Genomic DNA, 13,668 nt, shown 5'->3' on the forward strand with positions numbered 1-13,668 from the left:
CTCTTTCGCCGTCAGGCCATGAAGGTCGTCTTGGTCACGCGATGGTTCCGCTGTCTTTGAGGGCAATGATGTCGTCCCAGTCCTTGCCCAGTTCGAGTAACAGCGCTTCGGTATGTTCCGCGAACTCCGGTGTCGGGCCGAGAGCAAACGGTGTTTGATCGAAAAGCACCGGGCTCGAAACCAATTCGCGGGCACCGCCGCTGCCATTAATGGGCACGATGACGCCGTTCGCCCTGACCTGCTCGTCGGCCGCGACATCCATCGTGTTCTGTACGGGCGCCCACTGCCCTTCGAAACCGGCCAGCGCTTCGCGCCAGTGCTCGAGCGTGTGACTCCCGAGTACCTTGCGCAGCATCGCGGTTGCCTGCGCCGCATTGCGGGTTAACAGCTCATGGCTTGCAAAGCGTTCGTCGGCGGCAAGCTCGGGGACCCCTACCCGCGCACAGAAGTCCGCCCAATAGCGGAAAGCTTGCATCATCGACAATCCCATGTAGCGACCGTCGCCGGTGCGGTAGAAGCCCACCAGCGGATTGTGCGGGGCGACGTTGGCCCCTGCGGGGGTTGCCCGCCACGGCTGCCCGGAGATCAGCGCTGCGTTGACGGCCACCCCCATCGCCCACACCCCCACTCCGAGCAGCGACACATCCACGACCTTGGCCTCACCGGTTCGTTCACGCGCGAACAGCGCCGCCGCGACTCCGCCTGCGATTGTCATGCCGCCCATCGAATCTCCGTAGGCCGGTCCGGGTTGTGCGACGACGCCTGCCATATCGGGCGGGGTGACGCTTGCCGCGCTACCGCCGCGGCTCCAGAAGCCCGTCATGTCGTAGCCGCCGATGCCCGCCTCGTCGCCGAGCGTTCCGTATGCGCTGCCCCGCACATAGACGATGTCGGGATTGGCCGTCCGCAAATCATCGACGTCGATCCGCAGTTTGGCGCGGGCGTCGGGCAAGAAGTTCGTCAGGAACACGTCGCTCGTGCGCGCAATGTCCATCAGCAGTTCATGGCCGGCTGGCGTCGAAATATCCAGGGCGATAGATCGTTTGCCGCGGTTCGCGTGCTCCATGACGGGGTTGCGATCACCGGCGATCTGCACGTTGCCGAGCTGCCGTAGGCCCCGCTGGGCATCACCGGTGCGTGGATGTTCGATCTTCAGTACGTCGGCGCCCCAGTCCGCCAGCACCGCGCCGGCGGCCGGGACGAAGGTCCACTGCGCAACCTCGAGGACGCGTACGCCCGCCAACGGATTGTTCATGCGCATCCTTACCGGCGAGACGATGGTTGACGCGCGCGGCAAGCTGGCCTCGCTGCCATGTCAGCGATAGTCCAGGGTGACAGGCAGGTGGTCGTGCGTGTGCACCAATGTCGACACGCGGGGCACTCGGTCACCGACCACGTGAATGCCCTTGGCCCGCCGCGCTACTTCCTCCAGCAGCAGACGAGCTTCGCGTCGAGCCAGCGCGGCGCCCATGCAGAAGTGCTCGCCGACTCCGAAGCCGAGGTGATTGGCGGCGTCCTTGCGGTGGATGTCGAACTGTTCGGCGGTCGGGCCCCAGTGCTCCTGGTCGCGGTTTGCGGACGCATAGGCCAGCAGCACCCCGTCGCCTTCCTTGACCTCGGCGCCGCCCAGACGAACGTCGCGGGCCGCCTGCCGGGCCATGCTCATCACCGGCGTCCAGTAACGCAGCACCTCCTCAACGGCGTTGCCGCTGAGGGCTGGATCGGCGAACAACGCCGCCGATTGGTCGGGATGAGTGTCGAGACAGTCGGCGATTCCCGCGATCAGACTCTGCGTCGTCTCACTGCCGGCGGCGAGCAAGGTGAGCGCGTAGATCATCACCTGCATGTCGTTGAAGGGTTCTCCGTCAATGGTCACCTGGGAGAGCATCGTGAGCAGATCGTCCTGAGGACGCTCCTTGCGTTCGGCGACGAGGCCCATCAGATAGGGCCCGATGTGTTCGAAGATGAACGCGTAGTCCTCATCGCTCGCGGAGCCGCCACCGACGTTGGCGATCGTGGTCGCCCACCCCGCCACCTTGGGCCAGTCTTCTTCGGGCACTCCCAGCAGGTACGCGAACACATACACGGGGATGGGCTCGGCGACCCGTTGGATCCAGTCGAATTCACCGTCCGGGAGGTCGTCAAGCACGTCTTTGACCACCTGGCGCACCCGCGCCTCCATCTTGGCGACCGCGGCCGGTGTGAACCGCACGCCGACAGCCTTCCGGTGCACCCGGTGCATCGGCGGATCCATGAACATGATGCCGCGGTTCCCGTACCCCTGAGGGTCGCGTCCCTCCCGGTGCGCGATCAGATCCATCATGATCCCAACGCGCTCCGACTTGAACTTCTCGGGTCGAGCCGAGATACCCTTGATATCTTCGTATTTGGTGATGACCCAGAATTTTCCCTCGTCGTACCAATGCACGGGGTCGTGCTCGCGCAGCTGCGCGAACGTGGCGTTCGGGTCGCCGAGGTAGAACGCCGGTTCGTCGAACCGGGCGGCTGTGATCGTCACCATAAGACTGAACAATAGAACATCAACTGTTAATCTGCGAGCACGGCCCTTACATCCGGAGCCGTCCGATCGCGTTGGCAGCAGAACAAATAATGTTTTATTGTTGCATGGTGACCGCCGGTTTGTCCCACCTTCGCGTGTGCGACCTGGGCGGTCAACTGGCCGGTGCCGGGGCGACGAAGATCCTCGCGGCCTTCGGCGCCGAGGTCATTCGCGTCGAAGACCCTGCAACGCGGGGGATGTGGGATGCATTGCGCGGCGTGGGCCCGTTCGTCGACGAGCGTCGGGGCGTGAATCTGGGCGCCGGCTTCAACAACCACAACGTAGGCAAGCTCGGGGTGACCATCAACCTGCGTCTCGCGGCCGGCAAGGAGTTGCTGCGTGAGCTGATCGCCGTCTCCGACCTCGTCTGCGAGAATTTCGCGGCAGGCGTGCTGGACAGGATGGGTTTTGGCTACGACGAGCTGCGCCGGATCAAGCCGGGCATCATCTACGTCTCCAACTGCGGCTTCGGCCACACCGGGCCGTACCGGGACTTCAAGACCTGGGGTCCGATCGTCCAGGCGCTGAGCGGGTTGACCTTCACGGCCGGGCTGCCCGACGAGGAGCCGGCGGGATGGGGCTACTCCTATATGGACCACATTGCCGCCTACTACATGACCGTGGCGATACTGGCTGCCCTGCATCAGCGCGAGCGCACCGGCGAGGGCCAGCATATCGATTTGGCCACGGTGCCGGCCGGTATCGCGATGCTGCCCGCCGAGGTGCTGGACTGGACCGTCAACGAGCGGTCCGCCCGCCGGCCGGGGCTCCCGGACGGTAACCACGCCGACTTTGGCGAGATGGCCCCGCACGGGATCTACCCCTGCCTGGGCGAGGATCGGTGGATAGCCATCGCCTGCCGCGACGACCGGGACGTCGCGCTGCTGTCCAAAGTCCTCGACGAACCGCGGCTGACGGACGACCGGTTCGCCACCTTGGAGCAGCGGTTGCTCGCCGCCGCCGCACTCGACGAACTCGTAGGCGCGTGCACCCGAACGCGCGAAGCAACCGCGCTCTCAGGCGAACTCAGCGCGGCCGGCGTTCCGGCGAGCGTCGTCAAGTCGCCCCGGGAACGGATCGACGAAGACCCGGACGTCGCCGAATGGGGACTCTTCCCGACCGTGACGCATCCCGAGATCGGGACGGTGCGCGTCGAGGGCCTTCCTCTGCGAATGTCGGCCTCGCCGTGGAGCATTTCTCGGGCCGCCCCGTGTCTGGGCGAACACAACCGGAGCGTGCTCGGCGGACTGCTCGGGCGCAGCGATCAGGAGTTGGACGACTTGACGAAGCAGGGTGTGATCTGAACGCGCTGAGCGGGCTCCGCGTCGTCGAGGTCAGCGGCCAGTTCACCCCCGTCGGGGGAAGGCTGCTCGCCGAACTCGGCGCCGAGGTGGTCGTCGTCGAACCTCCCGACGGATCCTCACACCGGTCGCGACCGCCGTTCGCGCACGACAACATCGGTGCGGACACCAGCCTGCGATGGTGGAGCGGCAACGTGGGCAAGCGGTCGGTGACCGTCGATCTCGACTCCGCGAAGGGTGTCAGCGCATTGGGGCGCCTGATCGCTAGCGCCGACATCGTGATCTCCGGGGCCGGCCCCGTCGGCGATGCCCGGCACCCGTCCTTGATCTGGGTGGCGGTCACCCCCTTCGGGCTCGACAGCATGCGGGCCGACCAACCGGTCACCGATCTCACCATGCTCGCCGGCGGCGGTCCGGTCTGGAACTGCGGTTACGACGACCACTCCCTGCCGCCGGTCCGCGGCGCCGGCGAACAGTCGGCAAACATCGCCGGTCTGTATTGCGCGATCGGAGCGCTGGTGGCGCTTGCGCACCGCGACCAGACCGGCCAGGGTCAGCTCGTCGACGTCAGCGTCAACGCGGCCTGCAACGTCAGTTCCGAGCAGACGACCTACCACTGGCTGGTCAACAGCGAGACGTGCGTCCGCCAGACCGGCCGTCACGCGTACTTCACGCGGAGCCAACCGACCCAGGTCCGGTGCGCGGACGGTGCCTACGCCACCACCGGCGTGCTGCCCCGCAAGCCGCCCGAATTCGCGAACCTGCTGAACTGGCTCGCGGACCTCGGCCTGACCGACGAGCTTCCCGAGGCGGTGTTCTTGGAAATGGCCGCCTCTCGCGACAAGCCGGTCGACATCGCGATGATCGGCGCCGACGACGAGACCACCGCGATCCTGACGGCGGCCCGCGACGCGATCACCTTGATCGCTTCCCGGATGCCGGCCCACGAGTACTTCCTGGAAAGCCAGCGACGCGGATTCCCCGCCGGAGCGGTGCTGTCACCCGATGAGGCCTTCGAGGACGAACACGTTGCTGCCCGCGGGTTTCACGTGCCGGTCCAGCACCCGGAATTGGGGGAGACCTTCCGCTATCCGGGCACGCCATACCTGTTCAGCGCCAATCCGGCAGGCAGCCCGGTACGGCCACCCCTGCTCGGGGAACACAACGCGCTGCTCGACGAACTTGACGACGACACCGCATGACACCCGGTGACCGCCTCACCCATATCGGGCTCTGTGTCAGCGATCTCGAAAGTTCCGTCCGATTCTATTGCGCGGCGCTGGGATTCGACGAAAGCGGTCGCCTCCGGGTCGACGGGGCCGAGACGGCGCAGCTGCTGGGCGTCCCAGGGCTGGTGCTGGACCTGGTCTACCTGCAACGCGACGGATTTCGCCTCGAGTTGCTCAGCTATCCGGTACCGGGCGTGCTGGAGAAGCGCCGGCCCCGCCGGATGAACGCCGTGGGCTTCACGCACCTGTCTTTCCGCGTCGACGACCCGGACGCGTTCGTCGCGCGTATCGAGCGCCTGGGTGGCCAAGTCCGACCGGAACGAACGGTCACATTCGAGGGCGGAAACAGGGGATTGATGGCCACCGACCCCGACGGCAACTGGATCGAGTTGATCGAGCGCACGCCGCCGGGCAGCTGAGCAATTAGTCACTCAGCGTCCGATTGTTCATCGCGATGATAGAGTCGTGCTGTGCCAGCGACCAGCGAGTTGATGTATTCGCCGTTCTCCAAGGCGATCTTCGACGATCCATACCCGGTGTACCGGAGATTGCGGGACGAGGCGCCGGTCTACCGGGACCCGGAGAATCGGTGGTGGGTGCTGTCCAGGTTCGACGACGTTTCGCAGGCCCTTCGGGATTGGGAGACGTTCTCGTCCAAACGCGGTCCGGCACCGGAGAACCCGGACGATGACGGGCGCAAGTACTCGGTGATCTCCATGGACCCGCCCCGCCACGACCGCATTCGCGGGGTCCTCAAGGGTTTCTTCACGCCAAAAGCGGTCGCCGCCATGGAATCTGCCCTGCGGGCGGTGGTCAACACGCACCTTGGCCGGCTGCGACCGGGCACCACCGTCGACGCGATGGAGGCCTTTGCGTTCTCGGTCCCCACGGACGTGATAGGTGATCTCCTCGGCGTGCCGCACAGCGACCGCGCGCAGTTACGCATCTGGTGGGAGGCCTTCCTCACCCGGGAGGAAGGGCAGGTCGCGATGCCGGCCCAAGCCATCGAGGCAAACCGCCTGATCAGCCAGTACATCGGTGACCTGATCGAGCGGCGCCGCACCGACCCGGGCGACGACCTGATCAGCATCGTGCTGCAGGCCAGCTTTGAGGATCCCGAAGCCGGCGGCCAGCGCGCCTTGACCCCGCACGAGGTGCTGATGTTCTGCAATCTCCTGTCGGCCGCCGGCTCGGAAACCACGCAGAAGCTGATCTCCAACGGCCTCGTCGCGCTGGCCGAGCACCCCGAGGAGTGGCATCGCATCGTGAAGGACCGCAGCCTCGTTCCGGTCGCGGTGAACGAGGCGCTGCGCTACGACACCCCGAGCCACTGGGTGGCCCGCACCTTGACCCGGCCCGTCGAGCGTCACGGCGTCACGATGCATGCCGGCGACTGGGTGCTGCTGCTCCTGGGCAGCGCCAACCGCGACGAACGGCGCTACCACGATCCCGACCGCTTCATCATCGACAGGCCGCGCGGCACCGACGTTTATTTCGGGTGGGGGATCCACATCTGCCTAGGGCAATGGTTGGCGCGCCGGGAGGCGCAACTGGTGTTCGAATACATCGCCGACAGATTCCCCGATTACGCCATCGGCGCGCGCGAACGCGTGCTCACCGCGACGGTGCGCGGATACACCAGCGTGGAGATGACCCTGCGCTGACCATGGAGATCGCCTTCACCGACGAGCAGCAACTGCTCCGCGACACCGCCGCGCAGCTGGGGGAGAGCCTTGGGGTTACCAGTGCGGACGCGATCCCGACCGGCGAGGCGCTCGACGCCCAGTGGCGCCGACTGGTGGATCTCGGTGTGCCAACGCTGCGTTCGCCGCGCCTGTGTGGACTCGAGGCGAGCGGCGTCGAAACCATCATCGTCATCGAAGAACTCGCCAGGACCCTCAGCGCCGTGCCGGTGGCGGGCCAGGCGGTGCTGGCCACCGAACTCTTGGAGGCGGCCGGAGCCGAGAAGGAACTGGAGCTCATCGCGGAAGGCAGCCTTCGGCTGGCGCCGGTACTGGTCCCCGACTTGATGGGCTTCGGCTCGGCTCACCGACCTGGGGTGGCATTCGACGCCGCGGGCGCCACCCACGGACTACTGGCCACCCGCACCGACGGACAACGCCGGCTCATGTGCGCACCGCTGGGCGCTGCTGACCCGCGCGGACTGGACCTGACCCGTGAATTCCGTTGTTTGCCAGCCGATTCGGCCGCCCCGGCGGTGGTGACCGGCGAGGCCATCGATGACGAACGGTGGCAGCGGGTGGAGTCGTTGGCGATGAGCGCCATCGCCGCCGACCTGGTCGGCATCATGCAGGGTGCCCTGGACGACGCGGTGCGCTACGCGGGGGAGCGGGCTCAATTCGGGGTGAAGATCGGCTCGTTTCAGGCCGTCGGTCATCTGCTCGCCGATGCCCTGGTGCAAGTGGAGGGCGCCCGGAGTTGCCTCTGGCACGCCGCGTGGGCGATCGACCACTTGCCGGCCGACGAGGCCCGCCTGGCGGCGATGACGGCCAAGGCATACGCCTCGGCCGCGGGTCGGCAGGTGGTGGAGACGACGGTTCAGGTCTTCGGTGGCATCGCGATCACCTGGGAGCACGTTTCGCACCTGCGGCTGCGCCGGACTCTGTTGGACCGGCGGTTGTTCGGCGACGAGACGCTGCACTACGAGGCCATCGCCGCGCTGCGGCTGGCGAATCGGGAGCTCGCTTAACGATGGACTTCAACGACAGCGCACCCGAAGCGCAGTTCCGCGCCGAGCTCAGGCAGTGGCTGTCCGAGCATGCCGCCGACGCAGCGGTCCCCGACGACCCGGCCGCCCGGGCGGACGCGCAAAACGCCTGGCATCAGACCCTTTACGAAGCCGGATACATCGGGTTGTCCTTCCCTGTCGAATATGGGGGCCATGGTAAGGCGCCGGTCTACGAGGCGATCCTCAACGACGAGCTCGGGCGGGCCGGCGCCGCGCCCATCGAGGGCGTCGGTCACCTGAGCAACGCGTTGCGCCTGTTCGGGACGAACGAGCAGCGCGACACGCTGCTGCCCGGCCTGTTATCCGGCCGCGTGCGCTGGTGTCAGGGCTTCTCCGAACCCGAGGCCGGATCCGACCTAGCCGGTCTCAAGACCCGGGCCGATTTCATCGGTACCGGCGGGCGCGAGATGTTTCGCGTCAATGGCCGCAAGATCTGGACGAGCTTCGGTGCGGTCGCCGACTGGTGCTTTCTGCTGTGCCGCACCGAGCCGGAGGCACCGAAGCACGCGGGCATCTCCGTGTTGCTGGTGCCGATGTCGACGCCCGGTATCGAGGTGCGCCCCATCATCAACGCCGCGCGCAACCGCGAGTTCACCGAGATCACCTTCGACAACGTGGACGTTCCCGCAAGCAACCTGCTCGGCAAGCGCGGGGAGGGCTGGTCCATCGCCAACCAGCTGCTTGCCTACGAGCGCGGTCCCAGCGACATCAACTGGATCGGCCGCCTCAAGACGCAGCTGCGGCGCCTCGAGGACGACGTTCGCGTCGGCTGGCTCGAAGACTCGCCGTCGGCGCGGGCCCGGCTCGGGCAGGCCTATGTGGAGTTGCGCGCGCTGCAGATCAAAGTCATGAGATCGCTCACGGAGCGCCAAAACGGCAAGCTTCCCGGGCCCGAAGGGTCGGTGGACAAGTTGCTGATGACGCGCGCCGACCAGTTCTTCGCCCACGCCATGATGGACCTGTCGGCCACTGGCCCGCTGCTCACCGAAGGCCTGGAATGGGACATCTACGTATGGTCGCGCGCCGCCAGCATCTACGGCGGGACCGCTCAAATCCAGCGCAACATCGTCGCGCAACGGGTGCTGGGCCTGCCGCGGGCCTGAGCGGGCTCGGTCAGCCCTGCGGGCCCCCGGTCAGGTGCTTGTAGGCCTCCTGAAGCCCCGCGAGTCGTCGCATCAGGGTTTCGTCTTTGTCGTCCGACGCGCCCAGTTTGGCAGTGACCTCGGCTATTTCGGCGGCAAGGCGTTCGGCCGCCTCACCTTTCGTGAGCAGGTCCTGATCTGACCAGTCGTCGTGCGGGATGCGTGACTGTGGGGTGTCGGGTTGTGTCATGGTTCTCCTTGATGTGCCTGTTCGTTTGAGCTCCGGCCACGATCGGCGCTATAGTCAACTAGTCACAATCTGTTCACTTGTACCGTATCGCACGACTTCGAGAATCGACTCCCACAATGCCGCTGCAACCTTCGATGAAGCTTCTGTCCGTCGACGACCACCTGATCGAGCCACCGCAGGTCTGGGCGGACAGGCTGCCGAAGAAGTTCCTCGACGACGGTCCCCGCATCGTCGATTTCCCGCGCGACGGGGCCCCGCCGGTGCAGCAGTGGGTCTACGAGGGCCGGCCGTATCCGAACATCGGGCTGAACGCGGTCGCCGGCAAGTCGCCCGAGGAGTTCGGTGTCGATCCGATCCGCTACGCCGACATGATCCCCGGGTGCTACGACCCGAAAGCCCGACTGGCGGACATGGACATCGACGGAGTGCACGCCATGCTGTGCTTTCCGTCCTTCCCGCGCTTCTGTGGCACCGTGTTCTTGGAAGGCGAGGACAAGGAACTCGCACACCTGTCCGTGCAGGCATGGAACGACTTCTCGCTCGACGAGTGGTGTGCCACGGACCCCGCCCGGTTCATCCCGATGGCGATCACGCCGCTGTGGGACCCGGCGCTGATCGTCGCCGAGATCGAGCGGGTGGCGGCCAAGGGCGCGCGGGCGATCGGGCTGCCGGACAACCCGACCAACCTGAAGCTGCCCAGCTACCACACCGCGTACTGGGAGCCGGTGTGGTCGGCGCTCGAAGAGACCAACCTGACCGCGGTGATGCATTTCGGCAGTGGCGGATTCCCACCCCAGACCGCACCCGAGGCGCCCTTCGCGGTGATGATCACGTTGATGGGCACCACGTCGATGGCTGCGGCGACCGAGCTCATCTTCTCACCGGTGTTCCACAAGCACCCGAACCTCAAAGTCGCGTTCTCCGAAGGCGGTGTCGGCTGGATGCCGTACCTCGTCGAGCGCGCGGACTACGTGTGGCGCAAGCACAAGTTCTACCAGAACATCCATCCCACGGTGGCGCCGTCGGACTTGTTCCGGCGCAACATCTCCGGATGCTTCATCGAAGACGAAGTCGGCATGTCGATGCGCCACCAGATTGGCATCGACAACATCACCTGGGAATGCGACTACCCGCACTCTGACTCGTTCTGGCCCAAGAGCCGCGCGCGCGCCGAGGAGATGCTCGCCGACGTGCCCGACGAGGAGGCCGCCAAAATCGTCGAACTCAACACGCGGCGCTGGTATGCGTTCCCCGAGGACGGCTTCAAGTCCTGCACCGCGGATGCCGGATGGCGTCCCAACGGCGGCAACCCGCCACAATACGACTACGACGAGGTCATGGCGGGCCACGGTGGCATCGGATTGGAGACCTTCCTGAACAAGATGGAAGAGCAGAAGTCGCACAAGGTCTGAGCCGGCTCGCGCTGGCCGTGGTGACCCTCCGGATCATCGCCTTGCGTTGCCATGGAAGGAGATGTAGGCGGTTAGCACGTCGACCAATGCTTGACGATCCCGTGCAGTGTCCAATGGCATCGATGAAACAAGCTGTGCCACAACGATCCCCCTTAGAGTAGCCCAGATTAGGTTGCCGATCTCGGTGGCGTGCTGGGGGTCTAGGCCCTCACCGAGGTGTCGTCCCAATTCGGTCAACTGGCGCATCACGTCCGTGAGGTGTTTGTTGACGGCCTGCTGGCGACCGGACCGTGTGGAGATCAGAATCTCCAGCGCCGCCATCGATGTGGGGCTGGAGAACGCCTCCCACGCAGCATCGACGACCACTTGGGTACGCTGTTCGATTGGGAGGCTCGAGATCACAGCGGGCAGTCCGTCGAGGACGTCGACAAGTTGGCCAAACCCCTGGTTCACCACGGCGATGAGCAGGCCATCTAGATCGCCGAAGTGATACTGCACCACACCCCATGTGACGCCAGCCCTTTCGGTGATACGGCGGACACTCGGTGCGGCGAAGCCTTCGTCGAGGATGTAGCGGACGGTTTCGTCGATGACGGCTTGCCGGGTCTGCTCTGCGCGCAATTGATTACCGCCCGGTGGCCGCCGAGGTTCGATCGGCATGCCTGTTATGTCACCACATGATGCCGCTGGTGTAGTCGAGCGGACGCAGGTCGTGGGCCGCGAGAATGCCGGCCGGTGCCCGGCAGACCGTTTCGATGGCGTTGAGCGGCCGCGCTGCGGTGGCAACCACTCCGCCCACATTGTGATCGGTGCTTGATCCGCCGACGTGGGTGTTGATCTCGATACCGGGATCACCCTCGACGACGACACGGTGTACCCCCGGACGTCCGTCCGGGGGATAGGGCCAGTGTGGTGCCGCCACCTCGGTCAACCGGTTCACGTGCTCCATGGTGATTGCGACGTGCCCGTCGCGGATTCCTTCCACTCCGAAGCGCACGGCCGCGACCTTGCCCACGTCGACGTTCATCATCGTGCACGAGATCGGTTCGGGCGTTACCCATTTCTCGTGACGTTCGCGCACCTCGTCAAGTTTTATGCCGAGGTCGGCGGCCAGGCTGCGGACCTGGATGCCCCACATCGAGGCCAGTACGCCTGGCGCAAACAGGATGGGCTGGTGGTCCCGGTCGGTGCCGAAGCCGAAGCTGACACCGGTGAACTCGGCGTCGTCGTAGCTGCCGTAATCGCAGATCTCCTGGACCGTGACGGCGGTGGCGCGCCCAGCCAGGCTCAGCGCGGTGTAGACCAGGGTGTCCCCTGAGAAGCCGGGGTCGATGCCGTTGATGTAGAGCGTTGAATCGCCGTCGCGGCAAGCTTTTTCGAGTGGTTGACGCAACCATGCATCGGTGAAGTCGGGTGCGACCAGCCAGACGAATGATGACCCGACGACGTTGGTGCCAGCCCGCAGGAATCGTGCGATCTCCTCCATCGCCTCGGCAGGGCGGGTCTCGGCCTGCGAGGTGTAAACCACGCAGTCGGCGGCCAGGGCCACCAACGCCTCGACATCGTCGCTGGCGATCACGCCGGTGGGCTTGTCGAGCCCGCACAGCTCGGAAGCGTCGCGGCCCGCCTTCTGCGGGCTGGCCGCGTGCACGCCGACCAGCTCGAGGTCGGGCCGCTCGATGATGAGGCGCAGGGCGTGTACACCGACGTTGCCGGTGGAGAACTGGATGATGCGACGTCGTGTCATGGCTGTCCTTCAGAGCAGGTCGGTGATGGTCTTCAGGCCCGCGTCGTACAACACGCCAGGTAGCATGCCGCCGTCGATCTCGATCGTGGTGCCATTGATGAAATCTGCTGCGCCGGAAGCGAGAAACACGCACGTGCGGCCGACCTCTTCGGGTTCTCCGCCGCGACGCATCGGAACGTTGACGAAGTACTCGCTGCCGGTCGGATCGTCTTTGGGGAGTACGAAAGACCGGAAGTTCTCGGTGATGGTCGGCCCGAGCGCGACGCAGTTCACCCGAACGCAAGGACCCCACTCCTGGGCCAGCGAACGCGTCATCTGGTTGAGTCCGGCTTTGGCGGCCCCGTAGGACACCAGCGTCGGGGACCCCGCGGGATGTCCGGCCCCGCTGGAGATATTGATGATGCAACCCACGCCATCTTGGGTTTTCATCTGCCGATAGGCGCGAATCGCAAACCATAGCGGACTGATCAGGTTCATCTGTACTGCAAACGCATGGAACAGGGCGCTGCGCTCGTAGTCGTCATCACTGGCCGGCGCGCCTTGGATACGAGACACCAGCGCCGGGACGGCGTCGACCGACGGCGACGGCACGGTTCCGCCCGCGTTGTTGACCAGGACGTCCAACCGGCCATAGGTGTCGGCGACCCACTGCACCAGTTCGTCGATGGCACAGTAATCGGCTTGGTCACAGACCTTTTGGGCTGACCGCCGCTCCCATTCGGGGTTGGTGTCCGTGCCGGGCAGAGTATCGAGGGCCGTTCGTGAGCAACCGATCACGGTGGCGCCGGCCCGCAGCAGCTCGTGGGCAATGCCCACCCCGACGCCCCGGCTCGTGCCGGTCACAAGAGCGATCTTCCCGTCAAGTTCTCCCATGCTCAACTCCAATCTGGTCAGGGAAGGTCGGTGGAGAGAAACGTCAGCGGCAGTCCCAGCACCGTCATTTGGATTTCGTCGAGCTGCCAGCCGTCTCCGTCGCGGTGCTGCGAGAAATCCGTACCACCTTCGTATTTGCGCGCTATCTGCTCTGCTGTCGGCGCGTCATCGACGCGCAGCGCGAGGCTGTACACCCCATCACCGTGCGCGTTGAGGAATCGGCGTACCGGATTGTCGGGGTCGGCCCCATTGGGTGCGACCAGTTCCACTCCGCGGGCCCAGTCCAGCAGGACGTGTAATCCGACGTCGTCGAGATCGAACTCCTGGAAACGAAACCCGAGTTCGGAAAAGAACTGCGAGATACGCGCCAACCGTTCTGGCGCGACGGCAAGCACGGCGTGATGCAGAATCGGTCGTTCCTCGGATTCGGCCACGACAGAAGATTACAGCTGTTATGGTTTTGCG

14 protein-coding genes are annotated in these 13,668 nt (G+C 65.6%); 7 read left to right on the forward strand and 7 right to left on the reverse strand.

Annotated features, from left to right (window positions below; all coding sequences use genetic code 11):
* Positions 1 to 34: 34 nt before the first annotated feature.
* Positions 35 to 1,255, reverse strand: coding sequence for a CaiB/BaiF CoA transferase family protein (locus ACEL92_RS05115; protein ID WP_374024558.1), 1,221 nt, complete (start codon positions 1,253 to 1,255; stop codon positions 35 to 37).
* Positions 1,256 to 1,315: 60 nt separating this feature from the next.
* Complete coding sequence (locus ACEL92_RS05120; protein WP_374024559.1) at positions 1,316 to 2,518, reverse strand: cytochrome P450; 1,203 nt, start codon at positions 2,516 to 2,518, stop codon at positions 1,316 to 1,318.
* A gap of 107 nt (positions 2,519 to 2,625) precedes the next feature.
* Here ACEL92_RS05120 and ACEL92_RS05125 point away from each other — a divergent pair, with 107 nt between their 5' ends.
* Genes ACEL92_RS05125 through ACEL92_RS05150 form a run of 6 tightly spaced genes read left to right on the forward strand, consistent with a single transcriptional unit; the run spans position 2,626 to position 8,942 of the window.
* Positions 2,626 to 3,864, forward strand: coding sequence for a CaiB/BaiF CoA transferase family protein (locus ACEL92_RS05125; protein ID WP_374024560.1), 1,239 nt, complete (start codon positions 2,626 to 2,628; stop codon positions 3,862 to 3,864).
* Positions 3,865 to 3,869: 5 nt separating this feature from the next.
* Positions 3,870 to 5,063: a CoA transferase gene (locus tag ACEL92_RS05130; RefSeq protein ID WP_374026083.1), complete on the forward strand. Its 1,194-nt coding sequence runs from the start codon at positions 3,870 to 3,872 to the stop codon at positions 5,061 to 5,063.
* On the forward strand, positions 5,060 to 5,509 hold the full coding sequence (locus ACEL92_RS05135; RefSeq protein WP_374024561.1) for a VOC family protein: 450 nt from the start codon (positions 5,060 to 5,062) through the stop codon (positions 5,507 to 5,509). The genes ACEL92_RS05130 and ACEL92_RS05135 overlap by 4 nt, the downstream gene beginning before the upstream one ends.
* 51 nt (positions 5,510 to 5,560) lie before the next feature.
* On the forward strand, positions 5,561 to 6,754 hold the full coding sequence (locus tag ACEL92_RS05140; protein ID WP_374024562.1) for a cytochrome P450: 1,194 nt from the start codon (positions 5,561 to 5,563) through the stop codon (positions 6,752 to 6,754).
* A gap of 2 nt (positions 6,755 to 6,756) precedes the next feature.
* Complete coding sequence (locus tag ACEL92_RS05145) at positions 6,757 to 7,800, forward strand: acyl-CoA dehydrogenase family protein (protein ID WP_374024563.1); 1,044 nt, start codon at positions 6,757 to 6,759, stop codon at positions 7,798 to 7,800.
* Between the two features lie 2 nt (positions 7,801 to 7,802).
* The gene (locus ACEL92_RS05150) at positions 7,803 to 8,942 is read left to right on the forward strand and encodes an acyl-CoA dehydrogenase family protein (RefSeq protein WP_374024564.1); all 1,140 of its coding nucleotides are present in this window, start codon (positions 7,803 to 7,805) and stop codon (positions 8,940 to 8,942) included.
* A 10-nt stretch (positions 8,943 to 8,952) separates the two neighbouring features.
* On the opposite strand, the gene ACEL92_RS05155 is transcribed toward ACEL92_RS05150, so the two are convergent.
* Positions 8,953 to 9,171 carry a hypothetical protein gene (locus ACEL92_RS05155; protein WP_374024565.1) on the reverse strand — a complete coding sequence of 73 codons (219 nt, stop codon included), beginning with the start codon at positions 9,169 to 9,171 and terminating at the stop codon, positions 8,953 to 8,955.
* 116 nt (positions 9,172 to 9,287) lie between these two features.
* On the opposite strand from ACEL92_RS05155, the gene ACEL92_RS05160 reads away from it, so the two are divergent.
* Positions 9,288 to 10,583: an amidohydrolase family protein gene (locus ACEL92_RS05160; RefSeq protein ID WP_374024566.1), complete on the forward strand. Its 1,296-nt coding sequence runs from the start codon at positions 9,288 to 9,290 to the stop codon at positions 10,581 to 10,583.
* A gap of 33 nt (positions 10,584 to 10,616) precedes the next feature.
* On the opposite strand, the gene ACEL92_RS05165 is transcribed toward ACEL92_RS05160, so the two are convergent.
* Genes ACEL92_RS05165 through ACEL92_RS05180 form a run of 4 tightly spaced genes read right to left on the reverse strand, consistent with a single transcriptional unit; the run spans position 10,617 to position 13,637 of the window.
* Positions 10,617 to 11,243 (reverse strand): TetR/AcrR family transcriptional regulator, encoded by a 627-nt coding sequence (locus ACEL92_RS05165; protein ID WP_374024567.1) that lies wholly within the window; start codon positions 11,241 to 11,243, stop codon positions 10,617 to 10,619.
* A gap of 10 nt (positions 11,244 to 11,253) precedes the next feature.
* On the reverse strand, positions 11,254 to 12,330 hold the full coding sequence (locus ACEL92_RS05170) for a dihydrodipicolinate reductase (RefSeq protein ID WP_374024569.1): 1,077 nt from the start codon (positions 12,328 to 12,330) through the stop codon (positions 11,254 to 11,256).
* A gap of 9 nt (positions 12,331 to 12,339) precedes the next feature.
* Positions 12,340 to 13,203, reverse strand: a complete 864-nt coding sequence (locus ACEL92_RS05175) for an SDR family oxidoreductase (protein WP_374024570.1) — start codon at positions 13,201 to 13,203, stop codon at positions 12,340 to 12,342.
* Positions 13,204 to 13,220: 17 nt separating this feature from the next.
* Positions 13,221 to 13,637, reverse strand: a complete 417-nt coding sequence (locus ACEL92_RS05180; RefSeq protein ID WP_374024571.1) for a hypothetical protein — start codon at positions 13,635 to 13,637, stop codon at positions 13,221 to 13,223.
* Between the last annotated feature and the right edge of the window lie 31 nt (positions 13,638 to 13,668).

Source organism: Mycobacterium hainanense (genome assembly GCF_041890355.1).
Classification (GTDB): Bacteria; Actinomycetota; Actinomycetes; order Mycobacteriales; family Mycobacteriaceae; genus Mycobacterium; species Mycobacterium hainanense.

Excerpts from the sequence above, each read along its gene's own strand:
- ACEL92_RS05170 (WP_374024569.1), bottom strand. The coding sequence starts at position 12,330 with ATGACACGACGTCGCATCATCCAGTTCTCCACCGGCAACGTCGGTGTA.
- ACEL92_RS05165 (WP_374024567.1), bottom strand. The coding sequence starts at position 11,243 with ATGCCGATCGAACCTCGGCGGCCACCGGGCGGTAATCAATTGCGCGCA.
- ACEL92_RS05125 (WP_374024560.1), top strand. The coding sequence starts at position 2,626 with ATGGTGACCGCCGGTTTGTCCCACCTTCGCGTGTGCGACCTGGGCGGT.
- ACEL92_RS05160 (WP_374024566.1), top strand. The coding sequence starts at position 9,288 with ATGCCGCTGCAACCTTCGATGAAGCTTCTGTCCGTCGACGACCACCTG.
- ACEL92_RS05135 (WP_374024561.1), top strand. The coding sequence starts at position 5,060 with ATGACACCCGGTGACCGCCTCACCCATATCGGGCTCTGTGTCAGCGAT.
- ACEL92_RS05150 (WP_374024564.1), top strand. The coding sequence starts at position 7,803 with ATGGACTTCAACGACAGCGCACCCGAAGCGCAGTTCCGCGCCGAGCTC.
- ACEL92_RS05145 (WP_374024563.1), top strand. The coding sequence starts at position 6,757 with ATGGAGATCGCCTTCACCGACGAGCAGCAACTGCTCCGCGACACCGCC.
- ACEL92_RS05175 (WP_374024570.1), bottom strand. The coding sequence starts at position 13,203 with ATGGGAGAACTTGACGGGAAGATCGCTCTTGTGACCGGCACGAGCCGG.
- ACEL92_RS05155 (WP_374024565.1), bottom strand. The coding sequence starts at position 9,171 with ATGACACAACCCGACACCCCACAGTCACGCATCCCGCACGACGACTGG.
- ACEL92_RS05115 (WP_374024558.1), bottom strand. The coding sequence starts at position 1,255 with ATGAACAATCCGTTGGCGGGCGTACGCGTCCTCGAGGTTGCGCAGTGG.